This window comes from Nitratireductor sp. J20-h4, assembly GCF_056780505.1.
Genome location: NZ_CM165557.1, coordinates 1,983,483 through 2,003,354, shown reverse-complemented (window position 1 = coordinate 2,003,354; position 19,872 = coordinate 1,983,483). Strand labels below are relative to the sequence as shown.

At 65.9% G+C, this 19,872-nt stretch carries 20 protein-coding genes and 2 pseudogenes; 18 read left to right on the top strand and 4 right to left on the bottom strand.

Features of this window, described 5'->3' with window-relative positions; all coding sequences use genetic code 11:
- The first annotated feature begins 9 nt into the window (after positions 1-9).
- The 9 genes and pseudogenes from ACT2B0_RS09780 (at position 10) to ACT2B0_RS09740 (ending at position 7,602) form a co-directional block, all read left to right on the top strand.
- A complete protein-coding gene (locus ACT2B0_RS09780; RefSeq protein WP_473464123.1) occupies positions 10-1,134 on the top strand; it encodes an ABC transporter ATP-binding protein in 1,125 nt (374 codons plus the stop codon).
- Between the two features lie 36 nt (positions 1,135-1,170).
- Entirely contained in the window at positions 1,171-1,398 is a 228-nt protein-coding gene (locus ACT2B0_RS09775) for a twin-arginine translocase TatA/TatE family subunit (protein ID WP_473464120.1), read from the top strand.
- Positions 1,399-1,439: 41 nt separating this feature from the next.
- Positions 1,440-2,057 (top strand): Sec-independent protein translocase protein TatB, encoded by a 618-nt coding sequence (gene tatB, locus ACT2B0_RS09770; RefSeq protein ID WP_473464117.1) that lies wholly within the window; start codon positions 1,440-1,442, stop codon positions 2,055-2,057.
- 41 nt (positions 2,058-2,098) lie between these two features.
- The gene (gene tatC / locus ACT2B0_RS09765; RefSeq protein ID WP_473465893.1) at positions 2,099-2,944 is read left to right on the top strand and encodes a twin-arginine translocase subunit TatC; all 846 of its coding nucleotides are present in this window, start codon (positions 2,099-2,101) and stop codon (positions 2,942-2,944) included.
- Positions 2,945-3,087: 143 nt separating this feature from the next.
- Positions 3,088-3,774, top strand: a pseudogene (locus ACT2B0_RS09760) (serine--tRNA ligase); the annotation flags it as partial.
- A gap of 147 nt (positions 3,775-3,921) precedes the next feature.
- Positions 3,922-4,518 (top strand): annotated as a pseudogene (serS, locus tag ACT2B0_RS09755) (serine--tRNA ligase); the annotation flags it as partial.
- A 2-nt stretch (positions 4,519-4,520) separates the two neighbouring features.
- The gene (gene surE / locus ACT2B0_RS09750; RefSeq protein WP_473464115.1) at positions 4,521-5,279 is read left to right on the top strand and encodes a 5'/3'-nucleotidase SurE; all 759 of its coding nucleotides are present in this window, start codon (positions 4,521-4,523) and stop codon (positions 5,277-5,279) included.
- Complete coding sequence (locus ACT2B0_RS09745; protein WP_473464112.1) at positions 5,276-5,929, top strand: protein-L-isoaspartate(D-aspartate) O-methyltransferase; 654 nt, start codon at positions 5,276-5,278, stop codon at positions 5,927-5,929. The genes surE and ACT2B0_RS09745 overlap by 4 nt, the downstream gene beginning before the upstream one ends.
- Positions 5,930-6,054: 125 nt before the next feature.
- A complete protein-coding gene (locus ACT2B0_RS09740; protein ID WP_473464109.1) occupies positions 6,055-7,602 on the top strand; it encodes a peptidoglycan DD-metalloendopeptidase family protein in 1,548 nt (515 codons plus the stop codon).
- 98 nt (positions 7,603-7,700) lie between these two features.
- On the opposite strand, the gene ACT2B0_RS09735 is transcribed toward ACT2B0_RS09740, so the two are convergent.
- Entirely contained in the window at positions 7,701-8,567 is an 867-nt protein-coding gene (locus ACT2B0_RS09735) for an ATP-binding protein (protein ID WP_473464107.1), read from the bottom strand.
- A gap of 165 nt (positions 8,568-8,732) precedes the next feature.
- Between ACT2B0_RS09735 and yajC the strand changes: the two genes are divergently transcribed.
- The 6 genes from yajC (at position 8,733) to ACT2B0_RS09705 (ending at position 14,379) form a co-directional block, all read left to right on the top strand.
- On the top strand, positions 8,733-9,074 hold the full coding sequence (gene yajC, locus ACT2B0_RS09730) for a preprotein translocase subunit YajC (RefSeq protein ID WP_481658477.1): 342 nt from the start codon (positions 8,733-8,735) through the stop codon (positions 9,072-9,074).
- A gap of 48 nt (positions 9,075-9,122) precedes the next feature.
- Positions 9,123-11,693, top strand: a complete 2,571-nt coding sequence (secDF, locus tag ACT2B0_RS09725) for a protein translocase subunit SecDF (protein WP_473464102.1) — start codon at positions 9,123-9,125, stop codon at positions 11,691-11,693.
- 7 nt (positions 11,694-11,700) lie between these two features.
- Entirely contained in the window at positions 11,701-12,087 is a 387-nt protein-coding gene (locus ACT2B0_RS09720) for an Mth938-like domain-containing protein (protein ID WP_473464099.1), read from the top strand.
- Position 12,088: 1 nt separating this feature from the next.
- Complete coding sequence (locus ACT2B0_RS09715) at positions 12,089-12,904, top strand: phytoene/squalene synthase family protein (RefSeq protein WP_473464096.1); 816 nt, start codon at positions 12,089-12,091, stop codon at positions 12,902-12,904.
- 75 nt (positions 12,905-12,979) lie between these two features.
- Positions 12,980-13,411, top strand: a complete 432-nt coding sequence (locus ACT2B0_RS09710; RefSeq protein ID WP_473464093.1) for a hypothetical protein — start codon at positions 12,980-12,982, stop codon at positions 13,409-13,411.
- Positions 13,411-14,379, top strand: a complete 969-nt coding sequence (locus ACT2B0_RS09705; protein WP_473464091.1) for a sterol desaturase family protein — start codon at positions 13,411-13,413, stop codon at positions 14,377-14,379. The genes ACT2B0_RS09710 and ACT2B0_RS09705 overlap by 1 nt, the downstream gene beginning before the upstream one ends.
- Here ACT2B0_RS09705 and ACT2B0_RS09700 read toward each other — a convergent pair.
- Together ACT2B0_RS09700 and trmFO are read right to left on the bottom strand one after the other, a co-directional pair.
- Entirely contained in the window at positions 14,364-15,224 is an 861-nt protein-coding gene (locus ACT2B0_RS09700; protein ID WP_473464088.1) for a crotonase/enoyl-CoA hydratase family protein, read from the bottom strand. The two genes, ACT2B0_RS09705 and ACT2B0_RS09700, sit on opposite strands and share 16 nt — an antisense overlap.
- Positions 15,225-15,274: 50 nt before the next feature.
- The gene (gene trmFO, locus ACT2B0_RS09695; RefSeq protein WP_473464086.1) at positions 15,275-16,693 is read right to left on the bottom strand and encodes a methylenetetrahydrofolate--tRNA-(uracil(54)-C(5))-methyltransferase (FADH(2)-oxidizing) TrmFO; all 1,419 of its coding nucleotides are present in this window, start codon (positions 16,691-16,693) and stop codon (positions 15,275-15,277) included.
- A 181-nt stretch (positions 16,694-16,874) separates the two neighbouring features.
- Here trmFO and ACT2B0_RS09690 point away from each other — a divergent pair, with 181 nt between their 5' ends.
- Positions 16,875-17,411 carry a hypothetical protein gene (locus ACT2B0_RS09690; protein WP_473464084.1) on the top strand — a complete coding sequence of 179 codons (537 nt, stop codon included), beginning with the start codon at positions 16,875-16,877 and terminating at the stop codon, positions 17,409-17,411.
- Positions 17,412-17,627: 216 nt separating this feature from the next.
- On the opposite strand, the gene ACT2B0_RS09685 is transcribed toward ACT2B0_RS09690, so the two are convergent.
- Positions 17,628-17,768, bottom strand: a complete 141-nt coding sequence (locus tag ACT2B0_RS09685; RefSeq protein WP_106569223.1) for a DUF1127 domain-containing protein — start codon at positions 17,766-17,768, stop codon at positions 17,628-17,630.
- 286 nt (positions 17,769-18,054) lie between these two features.
- Here ACT2B0_RS09685 and ACT2B0_RS09680 point away from each other — a divergent pair, with 286 nt between their 5' ends.
- Positions 18,055-19,164 (top strand): DUF2157 domain-containing protein, encoded by a 1,110-nt coding sequence (locus ACT2B0_RS09680; RefSeq protein WP_473464082.1) that lies wholly within the window; start codon positions 18,055-18,057, stop codon positions 19,162-19,164.
- Positions 19,161-19,736 carry a GDYXXLXY domain-containing protein gene (locus ACT2B0_RS09675; protein ID WP_473464079.1) on the top strand — a complete coding sequence of 192 codons (576 nt, stop codon included), beginning with the start codon at positions 19,161-19,163 and terminating at the stop codon, positions 19,734-19,736. The genes ACT2B0_RS09680 and ACT2B0_RS09675 overlap by 4 nt, the downstream gene beginning before the upstream one ends.
- Positions 19,737-19,872 lie beyond the last annotated feature (136 nt).

Genomic DNA, 19,872 nt, shown 5'->3' with positions numbered 1-19,872 from the left:
ACAGGCGAGATGGTGCAGGCTGAAAAGACAAGGCGGGAGCCGGGTGAACGGGCAGGGCGCCTTCCCGCCGGCGTGTCCTTTGCCGCGCGCCTGTCCTTCGACAATGTGTGGCATTCCTTCGACGACAAGACCGAAACGCTGCGCGGCGTCTCGCTGAGCGCCGAGCCGGGCGAGGTGCTGTGCCTGCTCGGCCCGTCGGGATCGGGCAAGACGACGCTGCTGAGGATCGCCGCCGGTATCGAGACGCAGACGCGCGGGCGTGTGCTGCTCAACGATCGCGAGATTTCCGGGCCGTCGGTGTTCGTGCCGCCGGAACGGCGTTCCATCGGCCTGGTGTTTCAGGATTTCGCCCTGTTTCCGCATCTGTCGATACTCGACAATGTGCGCTTCGGTCTGACCGCGCTGTCGTCGGGAGAGGCCAAGCGCGAGGCGATGGCCGCGCTGGTGCGTGTCGGGCTGGAACATCATGCCCATTCCTTTCCGCACATCCTGTCCGGCGGCGAGCAGCAGCGCGTGGCGCTGGCGAGGGCGCTCGCGCCACGCCCGGCGGTGCTGTTGCTGGATGAGCCGTTTTCCGGACTCGATTCGCGCCTCAAGGACGCCGTGCGCGCCGAGACGCTGGCGATCCTGCGCGAGAGCAGGTCAACGGCGATCGTGGTGACTCATGACGCGGAGGAGGCGATGCGCATGAGTGACCGGATCGCGCTGCTGAAACGCGGGCGGCTGGTGCAGATGGGCCCTGCGCAATCCCTGTTCCAGAAACCGGCCGACCTGTTCGTGGCCGGGTTTTTTTCCGAGCTCAACCTGTTCGAGGCCAGGGCACGGGCGGGCCGGGTCGAGACGCCGCTCGGCCAATTCGGGGCACCCGGCATCGGCGACGGCGTCCCCGTCACCGTCGCTGTGCGGCTCGCCGGCATCGAGCTGTGCGAAAAGGATGGCGGGACGGCGGCAAGAGTGATATCCCGGCGCTTCCTGGGCGAGGCGGAGGCGCTGGAACTTGCGGTTGCGGGTGCCGAAACCCCGGTCCGGGCACGCATTCGATGCGGCGTTTTGCCTTCGGGCGCACGCGATATCTGGCTTACGGTGCGAGAGTCTGATGTGCTTGTGTTTGAAAGCCGGGCCGAAAACGCCTAAATCTGGGAACGAAACGCGTTCATAAAAGGGTTTGTAATGGGAACCTTCTCCATCTGGCACTGGCTTATCGTGCTCGTGGTCGTGCTGCTGCTGTTCGGGCGCGGCAAGATTCCCGAGTTGATGGGCGACATGGCCAAGGGAATCAAAAGCTTCAAGAAAGGCATGTCGGACGAGGACGAGGCGGCCAACGCCAAGACTGTCGAGCATCGCGACGACGAGAGCGCGACGCCTTCCTCGACCAAGGAAAAGGCAACGAAGTCCTGACGGGGCACAAGCTCCTGTCGCAGGCTGCCGGAATCTAAGCCATGTTCGACATTGGTTGGCCGGAAATGCTCGTGGTCGCGGTCGTGTTGATCGTGGTCGTGGGACCGAAGGACCTGCCGCGAATGCTGCGCGCATTCGGGCGGACGACGTCCAAGATGCGCTCGATGGCGGGCGATTTCCGAAAACAGTTCGACGAGGCGCTGAAGGAGGCCGAGCTTGACGGCGTCAAGTCGACCTTCGACAGCGCGCGCAAGCTCAACCCGGCTTCGGAGATCAAGAAAGCGCTCAATCCGATGGAAAAGGCGGCCGCGGACGTGCGCGCCGGCCTTGACGATTTGATGAAGCCGAAACCGGCCAAGCCGGCGGCGCCCGACGCCGGTGCCGTGCCGGCCGAGCCGGCAAAGGCCGGGCCGACCGCGATGCCGGAGGCGGCCATGGCGACGCCGGCGACGGCCGCGCCGGGCAAGAACAAGACAGCGGCAAAATCCGCGGCCGCAACCGGTACCGCGGCCAAGGCCAAACCGGCCCGCAAGGCCGCCGCCGCACCGGCGAAGAAGGTTTCCACGGCCGGGCGCGCCAAACCCGCCGCCGCGGCCTCCAAACCCAAACCGGCAACGCGCAAGGCGCCGGCCAAGAAGAAGACCGGGGCATCCTCTTGACCGTCCACGACGACGACATCGACAAATCGTCGGCTCCGCTGATGGATCATCTGATCGAGCTGCGCACGCGGCTGATGTGGTCGATCGGCGGTTTCTTCGTCGCCTTCCTGGCCTGCTTCTTTTTCGCCAAGGACATTTTCAACCTGCTGGTGATCCCGTTTCAGTGGGCAACCGCCTGGGCCGGCCTCGACGCCGACAAGGTCGACCTGATCTACACCGCGCCGCAGGAGTTCTTCTTCACCCAGATCAAGCTCGCCATGTTCGGCGGGCTGGTGATCGCCTTTCCGGTGATCGCCGCGCAGATCTACAAATTCGTCGCGCCCGGCCTTTATCGCAACGAGCGCCGCGCCTTCCTGCCGTTTCTGATCGCCTCGCCGATCCTGTTTCTGATCGGCGGCGCGCTGGTCTATTTCTTCTTCACGCCGATGGTGATGTGGTTCTTCCTGTCGATGCAGCAGGTGGATCCCGACCAGGAAATCCAGATCTCGCTGTTGCCGAAGGTCTCGGAATATCTCAGCCTGATCATGACGCTGATCTTTTCCTTCGGCCTGGTCTTCCAGTTGCCCGTCGTCACCACCTTGATGGCGCGGGTGGAGCTTTTGACCTCGGCGGGGCTGGCCGACAAGCGCAAATACGCGATCGTCATCGCCTTCATCGTCGCCGCGGTTTTGACGCCGCCCGACCCCGTCAGCCAGCTCGGCCTCGCCTTGCCGACCATCCTTCTCTACGAGGTCTCGATCTGGCTCGCGCGGATGGTCGAGAAGAAGCGCGCGGAAGAGCGCGCAGCCCGGGAGGAGGCGGAAACGGACGGCGACGAACCCGATCCAGCCCAGGCAGAGACCGCGGCGTCCGAAGCCGGCGACGAGGACGCGACGCGCCCCTCGTAAGGCGGTCGCGACGCGGCGCGGCCTTGCGCCTTGCCGATTTGCGGTTTAGGCCGTTCGGCGTTCCCTCGCGCGCTTCGCGTGCGCGAGGCAGGCAGCCCAGTGCCGTTTCGGCAAACTCAACCCTATGGGAACCGATTTTCGCCATGCTCGACATCAGATGGATTCGCGACAACCCCGACGTTTTGGCCGCAGCGCTTGAAAAGCGCGGCTGGTCGTCGGCGGATTCGCGCGCCGAGGTCGACGCCGTGGTGGCCGCGGACGAGGCGCGGCGTACCCATCTGACCGAATTGCAAGCCAAGCAGGAGCGCCGCAACGCCGCCTCCAGGGAGATCGGCAAGGCGATGGCGCAAAAGGACCTGGCGCTGGCCGAAAAACTCAAGGCCGAGGTCGCCGATATCAAGCGTTTCGTTCAGGACGGCGAGGCAGAGGAGCGCAGGCTCGACAAGGCGCTGTTCGACCGGCTGGCCGCGCTGCCCAACCTGCCGCACGACGACGTGCCCGTCGGCGCCGACGAGGCCGACAATGTCGAGATCCGGCGCGTCGGCGAGCCGAAACGCGCCAATGCGGCGAAGGAGCATTTCGAGATCGGCGAGGCGCTCGGCCTGATGGATTTCGAGACGGCGGCGAAGCTGTCGGGCGCGCGTTTCACCGTGCTCAAGGGCCAGCTTGCCCGGCTCGAGCGCGCGCTTGGCCAGTTCATGCTCGACCTGCACACCACCGAGCACGGCTATCTGGAAGTCCAGCCGCCGCTTCTGGTGCGCGATGGCCCGATGTTCGGCACCGGGCAATTGCCGAAATTCACCGACGATCTTTTCCAGACCTCGCGGGCGGGCGAAGACGCTTTCGACGAAAGCGCGCTTTACGGCGAGGCGGTGGCTAACCTTGTGGAGGCGTGGGCGCCCGACGATTTCCCCCAAATCGAGCTTTATCGCGAGATGGAGCGGCTGCGCCGGTCGCGCCAGGCCCCGACGCGTCTGTGGTTGATCCCGACGGCTGAAGTATCGCTCACCAATCTGGTGCGCGAGGAAATCCTCGACGCCAAATCGCTGCCGTTGCGCTTCACCGCGCTGACGCCCTGCTTCCGCTCCGAGGCCGGCTCGGCCGGCAAGGACACGCGCGGCATGCTGCGCCAGCACCAGTTCTACAAGGTCGAGCTGGTCTCCATCACCGACGACACGTCCTCGCTCGATGAACACGAGCGCATGACGGGCTGCGCGGAAGAGGTGCTCAAACGCCTCGACCTGCCATACCGTACCGTGGTGCTGTGTTCGGGCGACATGGGGTTCGGGGCCAGAAAGACCTACGATATCGAGGTCTGGCTGCCGGGCCAGAATGCCTATCGCGAGATTTCGTCCTGTTCGGTGTGCGGCGACTTCCAGGCCCGGCGCATGGAGGCCCGCTACCGGCCGGAAGGCGAGAAGCAGACCCGCTTCGTGCACACGCTCAACGGTTCGGGCACGGCGGTCGGTCGCGCGCTGATCGCGGTGATGGAAAACTACCAGAACGCCGACGGCTCGGTCACCATTCCTGAAGTTTTGCGCCCCTATATGGGCGGTCTGGAAAGGATCGGCTGAGCATGCGCATTCTTCTGACCAACGATGACGGCATCCACGCCGAGGGGCTGCAGGTGCTGGAGCGGATCGCGCGCACGCTGTCCGACGATGTGTGGGTGGTGGCGCCGGAAACCGACCAGTCGGGTTTTGCCCATTCGCTGTCTTTGTCCGAGCCGCTGAGGATGCGCAAGCTTGACGACCGCCATTTCGCCCTGCGCGGCACGCCGACGGACTGCGTCATCATGGGTGTGCGCAAGGTCATGCCGGAACCGCCGGACCTGGTGCTTTCGGGCGTGAATTCGGGCGGCAACGTCGCCGACGACGTCACCTATTCGGGCACGGTGGCCGGGGCCATGGAAGGCACGCTGGTCGGCATACGCTCGATCGCGCTGTCGCAGGCCTACGGTTTCCGCGACGAGGATCGTTTCGTGCCGTGGCACGTCGCCGAGACGCTGGCGCCGGCGCTGTTGAAGAAGCTGGTGGCGATGGACCTGCCGGCGGGCGCGTTCCTCAACGTGAATTTTCCCAATTGCGAGCCCGAGCAGGTGCGGGGCACGAAAGTGACCGCGCAGGGCAAGCTTCTGCACGGGCTGTGGATCGACGAGCGCCGCGACGGGCGCAATTTCCCCTATTACTGGCTGCGTTTCGGCCGCCAGCCCTCGGAAGTGCGCGAGGGCACCGATCTTGCCGCCATGCGCGACAATTTCGTCTCCGTGACGCCGCTGCAGCTCGACCTGACCGCGCACGAACTGAAAGACAGGGTGGCGAAGGGACTCGTATGACCCGTGCCGGCGACGATCGCGAGGGTTTCGCCGCCTTCTTGTTGCGCGCCCGTGCCAAGGGCGTCGCCGACAAACGGCTGATTGCCGCTATCGAAGCGGTGCCGCGGCGCGGGTTCGTGTCCGGCCAGTGGCAATCGGTGGTGTGGTGCGACCGGATGATCCCGATCGAATGCGGGGAAACGCTGGAAGGCATCGACCTGCAGGCGCAGATCGTGCACGCGCTCGGCCTCGAGGCGCAGCACCGCGTTCTGGAGATCGGCACCGGGTCGGGCTACACGGCGGCCCTGATGGCGCAGCTCGCCGGCCGCGTCGTCACCGTGGATTGTTACAAGACGCTGGTTGACCAGGCCCGCCATCGCCTCGACGCGCTCGGCATCGGCAATGTGGTCGTTCGCCAGGCCGACGCCGCCAACGGGCTCGCCGGCGAAGGTGCGTTCGACCGTGTCGTGTGCTGGGCCGCGTTTTCGGCCCTGCCGCGCAATTTCGTTGATCAGTTGTCCACCAACGGGTTGATGATTGCGCCGATCGGGCCGGGCGAGGGCGAACAGGCGTTGGTGCATCTGCAGAAGGTGGGAAGCCGTTTCGACCGGACCGATATCGGCGTCGTGCGCTTCCAGCCCCTTCTGGAAGGCGTTGCCGCGGCGCTTTGACGCCGTCCGCACATCGATTTCGCGAAAACACGACGCCGGCCGCGCCATCTTAACGCGGCAGTAAGATTAACGCGCTTTAATTTTGGGTGAGTGACGTTCCGTAACCGGTGTTCGCGAGTATTGCGATGCGTATCAAAGTCTTGGGCATAGCCGGGCGCGATTTCGCCCGCATGACGGCCATTCTGGCCGCCGGCAGTTTTCTGGCCGGCTGCAGCTCCGGGGCGATGCGCTTCGATGAAGAGATATTCACCGCCTCCACGGCCAATCAGCGCGCCATTCTCGGCGATGCGATCGATCAGCCCTTTCCCGGCGACGTAGGCCCCCGGCCGGCCCGGGTCGACCAGACCTATACCGCCTCGGTCAATCGCCGCGCCGTCGAAAGCGCCGAACTCCGGACTGGCAGCGTCCAGCGCCAGACGCTGCCGGCGCCCGTCCGTCAGCCCATGCCGGCGCGGCCGGTTGAGGCGGCGCCGGTCGCAGCAAAACCGGTGGCGGCGCCGGCCGCGCCGCGTCAGGCCGCCACGGCCACCCCGGCGCCGGTCGGCGTGGAGGCGGACGCCGAGGGCTGGACGCGGGCCGGCGGCACCCAGGTGACGGTCCGCGAAGGCGAAACGCTCTACAATCTCTCGCGTCGTTTCGGCGTGCCGGTCAAGGCGATCATGAAGGTCAACGACATGGGATCGGCCGGCGAACTGTCCGCGGGGCAGAAAGTCGTGATCCCGACCTATGTCTATTCGCGCAAGGCGCCGATTTCAGCCCCCGACGCCAATCCCAACGTGATGGAGGCGAAGTCCTCGCGCGGCTCGCGCTTCGACGTGCCGGCCGACCAGGTGCCGTTGCCGAGCCGCTCGCCGGACCGCGACGTGGCGATCCTGCCGGAGACGCCGAAGCCGAAACAGCGCGTCGCAGCCGCCGAGACCAGCGACGCCGCCGCGCCTTCCCCGGCCAAGGACGGGCTCTACACGGTCGTGGCCGGCGATACGCTCTTCGGTATCGCGCGTCAGCGCGGCACCACCGCCGCTGCGCTCAAGCAGGCCAACGGCCTGAGCGACGGCTATTTGCGCATCGGACAGAAATTGCGCATTCCCGCTGCCGGCCAAACGGTCGTCCGGGCGGACGAACCCATCGACACGGTCAAGACCGCCAGCACGGGCGCAAAACGCGCATCCGACGCAACGAAAAGCCCGGTGACGGCCTATACGCCGCCCGAAACGGACAAGGCCGCGCGCAGCTCCTCCGACAAGGCGATCACCGAAACCGTCACCAAGAGCGCGGCCATCGCGCCCGAGGCGACCGGCGTGGAGCGCATGCGCTGGCCGGTGCGCGGCCGGGTCATCGCTGGCTACGGCCGCAAGGCCGGCTCGAAGCCGAATGATGGTATCGACATCGCCGTGCCGGAAGGGACGCCGGTCAAGGCAGCCGAAAACGGCGTCGTGATCTATGCCGGCGACGGGCTGAAGGAGTTCGGCAACACGGTCCTGGTGCGTCACGAGGACGGCCTGGTCACCGTCTACGGCCATGCCAGCGAGCTGAAGGTGGCGCGCGGCGACAAGGTGCGGCGCGGCCAGGAGATCGCGCGCTCCGGCATGAGCGGCTCGGCCGACCTGCCGAAACTCCATTTCGAGGTGCGCAAGGATTCCGTGCCGGTCAATCCGACCGGCTATCTCGAATAGATCGCACATAAGAGTAGGCAGCGGGTCCTCGCCTCCAGTCGGGCCCGCCAGCTTCGCCCGTCCCGCAAGGGGCGGGCGATTTCGTTGCGCCCGGGCGATCAGTCCAGCCTGTGGCCGAGCCGTCCGGCCAGATCCTGCACGAACTGCCAGGCGACCCGGCCCGAGCGCGAACCGCGTGTCGTCGCCCATTCCAGCGCCTGCGCCCGCAGGCTCTCGGCGTCGATCGCCAGGCGATAATGGGAGACATAACCGTCTACCATGGCGAGATAGTCGTCCTGGGAGCATTTGTGGAAGCCGAGCCAAAGGCCGAAACGGTCCGACAGGGAGACTTTTTCCTCAACCGCTTCCGACGGGTTGATGGCGGTGGAACGCTCGTTTTCGATCATGTCGCGCGGCAGGAGATGACGGCGGTTCGAGGTGGCGTAGAAGATGACGTTTTCGGGCCGACCCTCCACGCCGCCCTCGAGCGCGGCCTTCAGGGATTTGTAGGAGGTGTCGTCGTGGTCGAAGGACAGATCGTCGCAAAACAGGATGAAGCGATGCGCGGCGCCCTTGAGCAAGGTGAGCAGGGCGGGCAGCGTGTCGATATCCTCGCGGTGGATTTCGATCAGGCGCAGCCGGGCCGCGTGGGTCGCGTTGACGGCGGCGTGCGCGGCCTTGACCAGCGACGACTTGCCCATGCCGCGCGCGCCCCACAGAAGCACGTTGTTGGCCGGATAGCCGTCGGCGAAACGCTGCGTGTTGTCGACCAGGATGTCGCGCACACGATCGACGCCCTTGATCAGATCGATCCCGACCCGGTTGACCCGCTCGACGGGCGCCAGCACGCCGGTTTCGGCTTCCCACACGAAGCAGTCCGCAGCGCCGAAATCGGGCTTGGGCGCCGGCGGCGGCGCCAGCCGCGACACCGCCGCGATCAGCCGGTCGAGTTTTTCACCAAGGGTTTCGCTGCGGGCTTCTGTCATTTCCATCCGTCCTGAACTATGTCTGCGCGCTCTACCACGCGCGTGCCGCCGGCAAAAGCGGGCCGAAACCCGGCCGATCCGGTTGCAATGGAGACGCGAGAGACTATATTCCGCCCACCTTCGGCCGGGGCCTTTTGCGCACGGCGGCGTTCTCAGGAGAATTCGATGTTCGTAACACCGGCATATGCGCAAACAGGGGCTGCTGGCGGCTCCGACATGCTGATCAGCATTCTGCCTTTCGTGCTCATCTTCGTGATCATGTATTTTCTCATCATCCGGCCGCAGCGCCAGACGATGAAAAAACGCCAGGAAATGCTGGCGGCGATCCGCAGGGGCGATTCGGTCGTCACCGGCGGCGGTCTGGTCGGCAAGGTCACCAAGGTCATCAACGATCACGAGCTGGAAATCGATCTCGGCGGCGGCATGAAGGTGACGGCGATGCGCGCGACCATCGCCGAAGTACGGGTCAAGGGCGAGCCGGTCGCCAACCAGAACGCCAAAAAATAACCCAGAACCGGGTGAAATGATCTCGTTTTCGCCCCGACGGACAGGCTGATGCTGTATTTCACCCGCTGGAAGACGACACTGATCTGGCTGGCCGTTCTGGCCGGGATCGTGTTTGCCGCGCCCAATCTTCTGCCCCAGGCAACCGTTGCCAGCCTGCCGGACTGGTTGCCGAAGCGCCAGATGACGCTCGGCCTCGACCTGCAGGGCGGCTCGCATATCCTGTTGCAGATCGAACGGCGGGACCTGATCGAGGAACGCCTCGAATCGACCCGCGACGACGTGCGTCGCCTGCTGCGCGACGCGCGCATCGGCTATACCGGGCTGTCCGGTTCGAGCCGCACCGTCCAGGTCCGTATTCGCGACGTCGGCGATGTCGAACGCGCCAAGGAGGCGCTGGCGCAGCTGACCGAGCCGGTTTCGGCCGGCCTGTTTGCCGGCGGCACGGTCACCGAACTCGCGCTCGAGGAGCCGGAGGCCGGCCTGCTGCGCTTCACGCTGACCGATGAGGGCATCACCTACCGGCTCGCCTCGGCGCTGTCGCAGTCGATCGAGGTCGTCGGCCGGCGTGTCAACGAACTGGGCACTACCGAGCCGGTCATTCAAAGGCAGGGCGACGACCGGATCCTGGTTCAGGTGCCGGGTCTGCAGGACCCGCAGCGCCTGAAGGACATTCTGGGCCAGACCGCCAAGCTGACCTTCCAGATGGTCGATACCTCGGTACCGGTGCAGGAAGCGATCGAGAGCCGTCCGCCGCCGGGCACGACGGTGATGTTTTCCACCGACGATCCGCCGGTGCCTTATCTGATCGAAAACCGCGTCATCGTGTCGGGCGAAAACCTGGTCGACGCGCAGGCGACATTCGACCAGCGCACCAACGAGCCGGTCGTGTCGTTCCGCTTCGACACCAAGGGCGCGACCCGGTTCGGGCAGGCGACCCAGGAAAATGTCGGCCGGCTGTTTGCCATCGTTCTTGACGAACAGGTGATCTCGGCGCCGCAGATCCGCGAACCGATTCTCGGCGGCACGGGACAGATCTCGGGCAATTTCGACGTCCAGAGCGCCAACGATCTGGCGGTGCTCTTGCGCGCCGGCGCCCTGCCGGCGACCTTGACCATCATCGAGGAGCGCACGGTCGGACCGGGACTCGGCCAGGATTCCATCGACGCGGGCAAGCTTGCCGGCGTGATCGGCGCCGTGCTGGTGGTGGTGTTCATGATCGCCGCCTACGGCACGCTCGGCGCGCTCGCCAATCTGGCGCTGCTTGCCAACATCGCCATGATCGTGGCGATCCTGTCTGTGCTTGGGGCGACGCTGACCTTGCCGGGCATTGCCGGCATCGTGCTGACCATGGGCATGGCGGTCGATTCCAACGTGCTGATCTATGAACGCATCCGCGAGGAACGGCGCAATGGACGCTCGCTGATCCAGGCGATCGACGCCGGCTTCTCGCGCGCCTTCGCCACCATCGTCGACGCCAACGTCACAACGCTGATCGCGGCCGTTGTGCTGTTTTATCTGGGCAGCGGTCCGGTGCGCGGTTTTGCCGTCACCCTGGCGATCGGCATCGTGACGACGGTCTTCACCGCCTTCACCTTCACCCGCTGGATGCTGGCCGAATGGGTCCGCCGCCGCCGGCCGAAGGAACTGCCGCGCTCGTTCGTGTCGCTGATCCGGCCGGGCACGAAAATCGCGTTCATGGGCTTCCGGCGCATCACGTTCGGTTTCTCGGCCTTTCTGTCGGTAGCCTCCGTCGTGCTGTTTATCGGCGTCGGCATGAATTACGGCATCGACTTCAAGGGCGGATCGCTGATCGAGGTACAGACGCGCGACGGCCAGGCCGCCGATATCGGCGAGATTCGCGGCCGTCTTTCCGACCTCAATATCGGCGACATCCAGGTTCAGCAGTTCGGCACCGAAAGCGATGTGCTGATCCGCGTCGCCTCGCAGGAGGCCGGCGACAACGCCGAACAGAGCGTCGTGGTCAAGGTGCGCGGCGAACTCGAGCAGGACTACGATATCCGCCGTGTGGAAACGGTGGGGCCGACGGTTTCCTCCGAACTTGCGACACAGGGCACGATCGGCGTGCTGGTCGCCTTCGCGCTGATCATGGTCTATATCTGGCTGCGCTTCGAATGGCAGTTCGCGGTCGGGGCGATCATCGCCACCGTGCACGATATCGTCATCACGGTCGGGTTCTTCGTGATTTCGGGCATCGAGTTCAACCAATCGTCGATCGCGGCGATTTTGACCATTGTCGGCTATTCGCTCAACGACACCGTTGTGGTCTACGACCGGGTGCGCGAGGAGTTGCGGCGCTACAAGAAGATGCCATTGCCGCAATTGCTCAACAACGCCATCAACCTGACCTTGTCGCGCACCTTGATGACCTCGCTTACCACATTGCTCGCCCTGGGGGCGCTGTTCGTGTTCGGCGGCGAGGTGATCCGCTCGTTCACGGCGGCGATGCTGTTCGGCGTGGTGTTCGGCACCTATTCGTCGATCTTCATCGCCGCGCCGATCCTGATCCTGTTCAAGCTGCGGCCGGGCGCGCTGTCGCCCGGCAAGGACGAGGCGCAGGCGGACGGGCCGGATACGCCGGTCGAGACGTCGAAAGCCTGAGGCGGCCATGGCCGGCGGCATCATCATGCGCGAGGCCTACTTTCCGGGCCGGGCGCCGATCGACGCCTACGGCAATGGCGGGTTCCGGTTTGCCGAGATGTCGCATCGCGGTTCGATCCTGTGCGTGCCGTCGGGCATTCACGGCTGGGAGCCGGCCGACCCGGCCGCGTTGGCCGAGGCCGATTTCGACCGTATCCTTGCCGAGGCCCAGGACATCGAGCTGTTGCTGGTCGGCACCGGCGTGGAGCTGAAACCGCTGCCCAAGGCGGCGCGCGAGGCGCTGCGTGCTGCCGGGCTGACGGTGGAAGCGATGTCGACGGGGGCGGCGGTGCGCACCTATAACGTGCTTCTGGCCGAGGATCGGGCGGTAGCGGCGGCCCTGGTCGCGGTTTGAGATGACAGCCGACACGCATGTGCGCGAGATCGTGCGCGCCGGCGATCCCGATCGCTACCTGGCGACGCTCTACGCGCCCGAAGACAAGCGGCCGGCGCTGTTTGCGCTTTATGCCTTCAATGTCGAGACGGCCAGGGTGCGTGATCTGGTCCGCGAGCCGTTGCCGGGCGAAATCCGTCTGCAATGGTGGCGCGATGCGATCGCTGCCGGACAGCCGACCGGCAGTCCCGTCGCCGACGCGCTGATTTTCGCGATCGGCGCCTATCGCCTGCCGGTTGCCGCGTTCGAGGCCATGCTGGAGGCGCGTGTCTTCGACCTCTACGACGACCCGATGCCCGACAGGACGACGTTGGAAGGCTATTGCGGGGAAACCGGTGCAGCGTTGATCCAACTCGCCGCGCTGGTGCTCGACGCGGAGGCGGCCGCCGGGCAGGCCGATCTGGCAGGCCATGCGGGGTGCGCGCAAACCCTAACCGGCCTGTTGCAGGACCTGTCGCGGCACCGCGCGCGCGGCCAATGCTACGTGCCAGCCGATCTGCTGACCGCCGTGGGTACGGATCGCGACGGTTTTCTCGCCGCCGACGGCGAAGCAACGGAGCGGGCGGTCGCGGCGATGGCGTCGCTCGCCCGCGACCATCTTGGCGCCTTTTTGCGCGGCGCGCCTGGTTTGCCGGCCAGCTTGCGTCCGGCTTTCCTGCCACTGGCCGTAACCGGGGCAAGCCTCGACCGGATAGAGAGCAAAGGCGTCGACGCGCCGGCGCCCTCAGCGCTGCGCCGGCATTGGCTGATCTTGCGCCGCGCCACCGGCGGCTGGTGACATCTCCCTTTTACGTTTACGTCAAAAATGCTACATCGTGCCGGGCGCAAGTGACGCCTTTGGGAGAGAGCCGCCATGAGCCTGCCGGTCCTGGTCGCCATTGTCGTGATCGGTATCGCGGCCGTCGTCGTGGCGGTGCATGCGACCGGCGGATCGCGGGAGGCCGAACTGGCGAGCGAGGCCGAGGCGCGCCGGCGTTTTGCCGCGGATTTTCCCAACGAGACGGTTGCCGAAGTGGTCATGACGACGCCGCCGACGGCGGCGTTCCTGTTGCTCGACGGCACCGGTACGGGCATCGTCCAGGCGGTGGGCATGCATTTTCTGACCCGCGTCGTGCGGCCGGCCGATCTGGCTGCGGTCGACGCCGACGGCGCCACGCTTGGTCTGAAATCCAGGGATTTCACCTGGTCGGGCGGGCGCTTCCGGTTCGCCGGCGCGCCGGAGGCTCACCGCATTGCGCAGCGGCTCTCGCCGGCAAACCGCAACGAACAACGAAAGAGCGCCTGATGGACGGCTACGATTTTCCGAAAGTCACGGAACTGGCGATCCCGTTTTTCGTCGCCGCGATCCTGCTCGAGCTGTGGCTGGTGCGCTCGGGCCGCGCCAGGGGCGCGTTCGAGACCCGCGACACCTTTACCAGCCTGATGATGGGCACGGGCAATGTGGTGGCCGGCATCCTGCTCGGTTTCGTCGCCTGTTGGGCGCTGTCTTGGGTGTGGCGGTTCCGCGTCTTCGATCTCGGGCTGCACTGGTGGGTGTTCGTCGTCGCCTTCCTGCTCGATGATCTGCGCTACTACTGGTATCACCGCATCGCCCATCGCTGCCGCTGGGTATGGGCCGAGCACGTCAATCACCATTCCAGTCAGCACTACAATTTGTCGACCGCGCTCAGGCAGTCGTGGACGGGCACGTTTACCGGCATGTTCGTGCTGCAGGCGCCTATCGTGCTGCTGGGCGTCCATCCGGCGGTGATCGCCTTCGTGTTCGGGTTCAATCTGGTCTGGCAGTTCTGGATCCATACCGAGACGATCGGCAAGATGTGGGGCTGGTTCGAGGCGGTCTTCAACACCCCATCGCATCATCGTGTCCACCACGCCACCAATCCGCGCTATCTCGACGCCAATTATGCCGGCACGCTGATCATATGGGACCGCATGTTCGGGACCTTCGTGGAGGAGCTGGAGGAGGAGCGGCCGCGCTACGGCATCGTGAAGAACCTGGGCACCTTCAACCCGTTCAAGGTCGCCTTCCACGAATGGATCGGCATGTTCAAGGACGCCGCCGCGCCCGGCCTGACGGTGCGCCAGCGCCTTGGCTACCTGTTCATGCCGCCGGGCTGGAGCCATGACGGCTCGCGCGAGACATCGGAAAGCCTGAAAGCCGATTTCGTGCGTCGCAATCCGGCCGAGGCGGGCAAGCCGGGCCTGCCGGCTGTCGCGGGCGGCGGCGACGGTGCCGTTCAGCCGGCCGAGTGAGCGCCGCCGGAGGCCGCTTCGCTCAACAGATCGGTAAACTGGGCTTCGCGCTTGGCCATCTTCGCCTGCACCGCGGCCATCAGGTCCTGCGGCCGCAGCATGCCGCCGTTCCAGGTCGCGATATAGTCGAGCCCGTCGGCGACCGAATGGTCGCGCGCATAGGCGAGGTTGCGCTTGATGCCGGCGATCGCCAGCGGCGATTTGCGGGCAATGGCGTGCGCCAGGTCGAGCGCGCCCGCAAGCAGCGCCTCGCGGTCGTCGTAGATCGTCGAGACCAGGCCGAACCCTTTCGCCTCCTCGGCCGAGAACCGGCGTCCGGTATAGGCGAGTTCGGCCGCCACGGACGGCGCGATCAGCTTGGGCAGTCTCTGCAGCGTGCCGACATCGGCGGCCATGCCGATATGGATTTCCTCGACGGCGAAGGCGGCATCGGCGGCGGCGAGCCGCATGTCGCAGGCGGTGATCAGGTCGACGCCGGCGCCCACGCAGGCGCCGTGCGCGGCCGCGATCACCGGAAACCGCGCCCGTTCCAGCGCGGTGAAGGCGTCCTGCAGCGTCAGGATCAGGTCGCGCATGGCCAGCGCCGCCCGTCCCGGTTCGGCCTGAAACAGTTTTGCGATGTCGGCGAAGGCGGCAAGGTCCATGCCGCCGGTGAAATTCTTGCCCGCGCCCGAGATCACCGCGCAGCGCACCGCCTCGTCGTGCCCAAGGGCGGTGATCAGGCGCGGCAGATCTGTCCAGAAATCGGAGCTCATGGCATTGGCCCGGTCGGGCCGGTTCATCACCAGATGAACCACGGCGCCATGGCGCTCGACATGGAAGAAGGTGCTTTCGAGCGCGGTCATGGCGGCGTGTCTCCCGTTTGCGTCGGGCACGGCGGCCGACTGGTGCTTGACTATTCCGCGGCTTCGGCGCGCGGCGCAAGCCCCAGCCAGGACCGGCAGTCGGCAAGCGCGCGGCCGGTCAGCGCCTTCTTGCGGGCGATCGTCTTTTCCTTGCCGCGAAAGCGCCGGCCTTCCGGCTTCTCGATCGCACCCGGCGCGAGTGGCGGGAACAGGCCGAAATTGACGTTCATCGGCTGGAAGGAGCGCTTGCCCGGCTCGTCGTCGGAGACGATGTGGCCGCCGGTGATGTGGGCAAGCAGGGCGCCGAAGGCGGTGGTGGCCGGCGGCGGCGCCGCGACGCGGCCGAGCCGCTCGGCAGCGGCGAAACGTCCGGCAAGCAGGCCCATGGCGGCGCTTTCGACATACCCTTCGCAGCCGGTGATCTGGCCGGCAAAGCGCAGGCCGGGCCGCGACTTGAGTTGCAGCGCGCCGTCGAGCAGCACGGGCGAGTTGATATAGGTGTTGCGGTGCAGGCCGCCGAGGCGGGCGAATTCGGCCTGCTGCAGGCCGGGAATCATGCGCAGCACGCGTGCCTGCTCGCCGTATTTCAGCTTGGTCTGGAAACCGACCATATTGTAGAGCGTGCCGAGCGCGTTGTCCTGGCGCAGCTGCACGACGGCGTAGGGCTTGATCTCGGGGGCGTGGGCGTTGGTCAGGCCCATCGGTTTCATCGGTCCGTGGCGCAGCGTCTCCGGTCCGCGCTCGGCCATCACCTCGATCGGCAGGCAGCCGTCGAAATAGGGCGTGCCTTCCCACTGCTTGAACTCGGTCTTGTCGCCGTCGATAAGCGCCTGGATGAAGGCGTCGTACTGGGCCTTGTCCATCGGGCAGTTGATATAGTCCTTGCCGGTGCCGCCCGGGCCGACCTTGTCGTAGCGCGACTGGAACCAGCAAATATCCATGTCGATCGTGTCGAAATGCACGATCGGGGCGATCGCGTCGAAAAAGGCCAGCGCGTCGGCGCCGGTTTCGGCGCGGATCGCGTCGGCCAGCGACGGCGCGGTCAGCGGGCCGGTGGCAATGATCGCCTGGTCCCAGTCCGCCGGCGGCAGGCCGCACACTTCTTCGCGCACCACCGTGATCAAGTCGTGCGCCTCTATCCTTTCCGTTACGGCGGCCGAAAAGCCGTCGCGGTCGACGGCCAGCGCGCCGCCGGCCGGAACCTGGTGGGCGTCGCCGCAGGCCATGATCAGCGAGCCGGCAAGCCGCATTTCGGCATGCAGCAGGCCGACCGCGTTGGTCTCGGCGTCGTCGGAGCGGAAGGAATTGGAGCAGACCAGTTCGGCGAGACCGTCGGTCTTGTGGGCGTCGGTCCCGCGCACGCCGCGCATCTCGTGCAGGATCACGGGGATGCCGGCCTCCGCGGCCTGCCAGGCGGCCTCGCAGCCGGCAAGGCCGCCGCCGATGACGTGAATTGATTTTGTGTTCATGGGCTCGAAATAGTCCCGGCGCGGGCCGAATGCAATCGGCCGGTGGACGGTCGCGGACAACCGGCAATTTCGGTTTGCCGGACCGCGCCGCGTTTTCTATGCTCGCACGATGATGGGGTACGGGTCATTCGGGCGAATTCTCGCGGGTCTCGGGCTGGTCGCCGCTGCCGGCTGCACGTCCGTGTCGAGCAACTATACCGGCGAGATCACCAAGACCACGACGAAGCGGGTCTATGTCTGCCACGGCTATAATTGTTCCTACAAGACCAGGTTGACCCTGACCGAACGCGATGGCGAGATTTTTGGCGAGATGTTCGCCTATGCCGCAACGGCGGCGGACGAACGCGGCGCGATCTCCAAGGCGGTGCAGTATTTCGAGGATCGCGCAGGCGGCGTGATCGGCGTGCGCGACGCCGCCAAATCCGATCTCGCCGGGTCCCGGGTCAAGGGCCAGATGGATTGCATCGACGAATCGACCAATACCCGCTCGCTGCTGCTCTATCTGCAGGAGCGCGGTCTCCTGAAGCACCATACGGTGGAGTGGAATCGCTCGCGCGGGCTGTTCGTCGACGGCCGCTATCCGCATTCCACGGCGATGATCCGCGAGCGCGGCGGCACGCTGTGGGCGGTCGATAGCTGGTACGAGCCGATGGGCGGCGCGCCCGACATCATGCTTTACAGCGAATGGCGCTCGCGCGGGGTGATGGGCGCGCGCTGAGCGCGGGTTCGCGCCTGAAGCCGCGCCGAAATCGGATCCGGATGATTTTGGAAAAATGGGGCGCGGCTTGCGCTGCCCGAACAAAAAACAACACCCGCCGGGGGAGGAGGTCCGGCGGGTGTCGTTTTGGCGGCCGGCATCCGGGAGGAGGTGAATGCCGGCCTTATCCGTCAGGACCTGGGAGGAGGATGGTCCTGGCGAAATTCGTGTTCGCTGTTAGATCGAGCGGCGGGCGACGAAGGGAATGTCGCCGCGGCTGATGCCCAGATCGTTGAGTTCGCGGTTCGAAAGGCGGCTCAGCTCATTCACGGTTTCCCGGTAGCGGCGCCAGTTGCGATAATTGCGGATCAGGTTCATGGTCGTTCTCTTTCGTAAATCTTCGTTTCGGCTGTTCTCGTTGACAATTGGAAGATAGGGGCGTTCGGGGCCGATTTGAAGCGCATATATTGCATAGCAGCAATGCGTTTTGTGCAGCGCAACATCAGCGTATCGTCACATAAAGGCCGCACTCCGCTCTGCCTCGTGTCGAGGCGCGGGCGCGGCCGTATGGTGCCGCGCGGCAATACCGGTAAGACCGGCTTCTATCCGCGCTTGCCAAAACCGCTAGGATAGAGCGATTCCGGCCGGTACACAGCGAGCGACCATGGCTTCCTACGCGACACGATTGAAAACCGATATCGAGCGCTGGCGGGCTGCGGGGCTGGTCGACGCGGCGACGGCGCGCCGGCTGCTCGACGATGTCGAGCAGACAAGCCGCGGCGGTATTTCCTTCGGCGCCATCGTGGCGATGCTGGCCGCGCTGCTGCTCGGCGCGGCGATCCTGATCTTCGTGGCGGCGAACTGGGAGGCACTGCCGCGGCTTGCCCGGGTCGTCATGCTGTTTGCGCTGATCCTCGCCGGTTATCTCGGCGGCGCCTGGCTGCACGCGCGCCGCCAGAACGGGGCCGGGGAGGCGGCCTATATGGTGGCCGCGGCGGCGTTCGGCGCATCGATCGCGCTGATCGGACAGATGTACCATCTGTCGGGCGACGAGGCGGCGGCGCTGTTGACCTGGTGTCTGGGCGTGGGCCTGGCCGCGATCCTGCTGCGCTCGCCCGCCCTGACGGCGGTGGCGGTCGCCTTGTCCGTCGCCTGGCTGTGGACGGATGGCTGGGATTTCTGGCGCGATCGTCCCGTGTCGTGGCAATGGCCGGTGCTGGCGGTCGTCCTGTGGGCGGTGTCGTTGTGGACGGCCAGCCGCCCGGCCAGACATCTACTGCTGCTGGCCTTTGTCGGGTATGTCTGCCTGATCTACCTGCAGGGCGAACATCTGGCCGTTGCGGTCGCGCTTGCCGTTGGCTCGGCCCTCTTCCTGGCTCTGACCGCCGTGTTCGACCAAGCCGGCGAACGGATCCTGCGCCTGGGCGGCGGGGCGCCGGTGCACGGGTTGATCGGCTTTGCGAGCGCAATGATGCTGATTCAGGTGGAAATCTACGAGGAACCGGTCTTCATGCTGGCGGCGCTGGTGACCTTTGGCGGCTGCGTTGGCGCCTTGATGCTGGCCGGTCGCGACAGCCGCGCCCTGCGCTGGTGCGCCTATGCGCTGTTCACGCTCGAACTGGGCGTGGTCTATATCGCCACTGTCGGCACCATGCTTGGCACGGCCGGTTTCCTGCTCGCGGCCGGGCTGATCCTGGCGGCGATGGCCGCCGTCATCATGCGCCTCGAAAAAAGACTGCTTGCATCGGCGAGCGGTCGGGGAGCGCCGTCATGAAGCGCGGGACCGGACTTTTCGCTGCGGCTCTTGCCGTGGCGCTGCTGCAGATCGGCTTTTTGGCCTGGATGATCCAGGCCCGCGCCGACATTCTACGCAACGGTCGGGAGATTCGGCTCAAGGTCGAACCGGTCGATCCGCGCGATCTGCTGCGCGGCGACTACGTGCGGCTGGGTTATGCCATCTCGGTCCTGCCCAAAACGCTGTTTTCGACACGGCCGGAGCGTGCGCTCGCCGAGGGTGCGCCGCTTCTGGTCGACTTAAAGGCGGATGACGAGGGGCTTTTTCAGCCGGTGGCCGTGCATTTGTCGGACAATGCGCCGCCGCCGGACGCGACTGTCGTGCGTGTGCGCGGCACGCTTGCGTCCTCCTCGCCGTTGTCGTCCGACATGCTGCGGCTGCGTTACGGCATCGAGCGGTTCTACCTGCCGGAAGGCGAAGGCATGGCCATCGAGGCCGATATGCGCACGCGCAGCTTTTATGTGATCGCCGCCGTTAGCGCCGCCGGGCAGGCGCAGATCAAGGCGTTTGTCGACGGCGTTGCGACGCTCTATCAAGAGCCGCTTTATTAGCCGCGCAGCCATTCGGATCGGCGCCCGCAAGCCGCCCGGTCGGAAAAACCCGGCACGGCGGAAAAAAAGCCGCATTTTTGCGGCCTTTTTCCTTTGAAGCCACAAAGGCTGATGATATAGAACGCCGCGCTTTCGG

Coding starts and splice junctions, on each gene's coding strand:
- ACT2B0_RS09780 (WP_473464123.1), top strand. CDS start 10: ATGGTGCAGGCTGAAAAGACAAGGCGGGAGCCGGGTGAACGGGCAGGG.
- ACT2B0_RS09775 (WP_473464120.1), top strand. CDS start 1,171: ATGGGAACCTTCTCCATCTGGCACTGGCTTATCGTGCTCGTGGTCGTG.
- tatB (WP_473464117.1), top strand. CDS start 1,440: ATGTTCGACATTGGTTGGCCGGAAATGCTCGTGGTCGCGGTCGTGTTG.
- tatC (WP_473465893.1), top strand. CDS start 2,099: ATGGATCATCTGATCGAGCTGCGCACGCGGCTGATGTGGTCGATCGGC.
- surE (WP_473464115.1), top strand. CDS start 4,521: ATGCGCATTCTTCTGACCAACGATGACGGCATCCACGCCGAGGGGCTG.
- ACT2B0_RS09745 (WP_473464112.1), top strand. CDS start 5,276: ATGACCCGTGCCGGCGACGATCGCGAGGGTTTCGCCGCCTTCTTGTTG.
- ACT2B0_RS09740 (WP_473464109.1), top strand. CDS start 6,055: ATGCGTATCAAAGTCTTGGGCATAGCCGGGCGCGATTTCGCCCGCATG.
- ACT2B0_RS09735 (WP_473464107.1), bottom strand. CDS start 8,567: ATGACAGAAGCCCGCAGCGAAACCCTTGGTGAAAAACTCGACCGGCTG.
- yajC (WP_481658477.1), top strand. CDS start 8,733: ATGTTCGTAACACCGGCATATGCGCAAACAGGGGCTGCTGGCGGCTCC.
- secDF (WP_473464102.1), top strand. CDS start 9,123: ATGCTGTATTTCACCCGCTGGAAGACGACACTGATCTGGCTGGCCGTT.
- ACT2B0_RS09720 (WP_473464099.1), top strand. CDS start 11,701: ATGGCCGGCGGCATCATCATGCGCGAGGCCTACTTTCCGGGCCGGGCG.
- ACT2B0_RS09715 (WP_473464096.1), top strand. CDS start 12,089: ATGACAGCCGACACGCATGTGCGCGAGATCGTGCGCGCCGGCGATCCC.
- ACT2B0_RS09710 (WP_473464093.1), top strand. CDS start 12,980: ATGAGCCTGCCGGTCCTGGTCGCCATTGTCGTGATCGGTATCGCGGCC.
- ACT2B0_RS09705 (WP_473464091.1), top strand. CDS start 13,411: ATGGACGGCTACGATTTTCCGAAAGTCACGGAACTGGCGATCCCGTTT.
- ACT2B0_RS09700 (WP_473464088.1), bottom strand. CDS start 15,224: ATGACCGCGCTCGAAAGCACCTTCTTCCATGTCGAGCGCCATGGCGCC.
- trmFO (WP_473464086.1), bottom strand. CDS start 16,693: ATGAACACAAAATCAATTCACGTCATCGGCGGCGGCCTTGCCGGCTGC.
- ACT2B0_RS09685 (WP_106569223.1), bottom strand. CDS start 17,768: ATGAACCTGATCCGCAATTATCGCAACTGGCGCCGCTACCGGGAAACC.
- ACT2B0_RS09680 (WP_473464082.1), top strand. CDS start 18,055: ATGGCTTCCTACGCGACACGATTGAAAACCGATATCGAGCGCTGGCGG.
- ACT2B0_RS09675 (WP_473464079.1), top strand. CDS start 19,161: ATGAAGCGCGGGACCGGACTTTTCGCTGCGGCTCTTGCCGTGGCGCTG.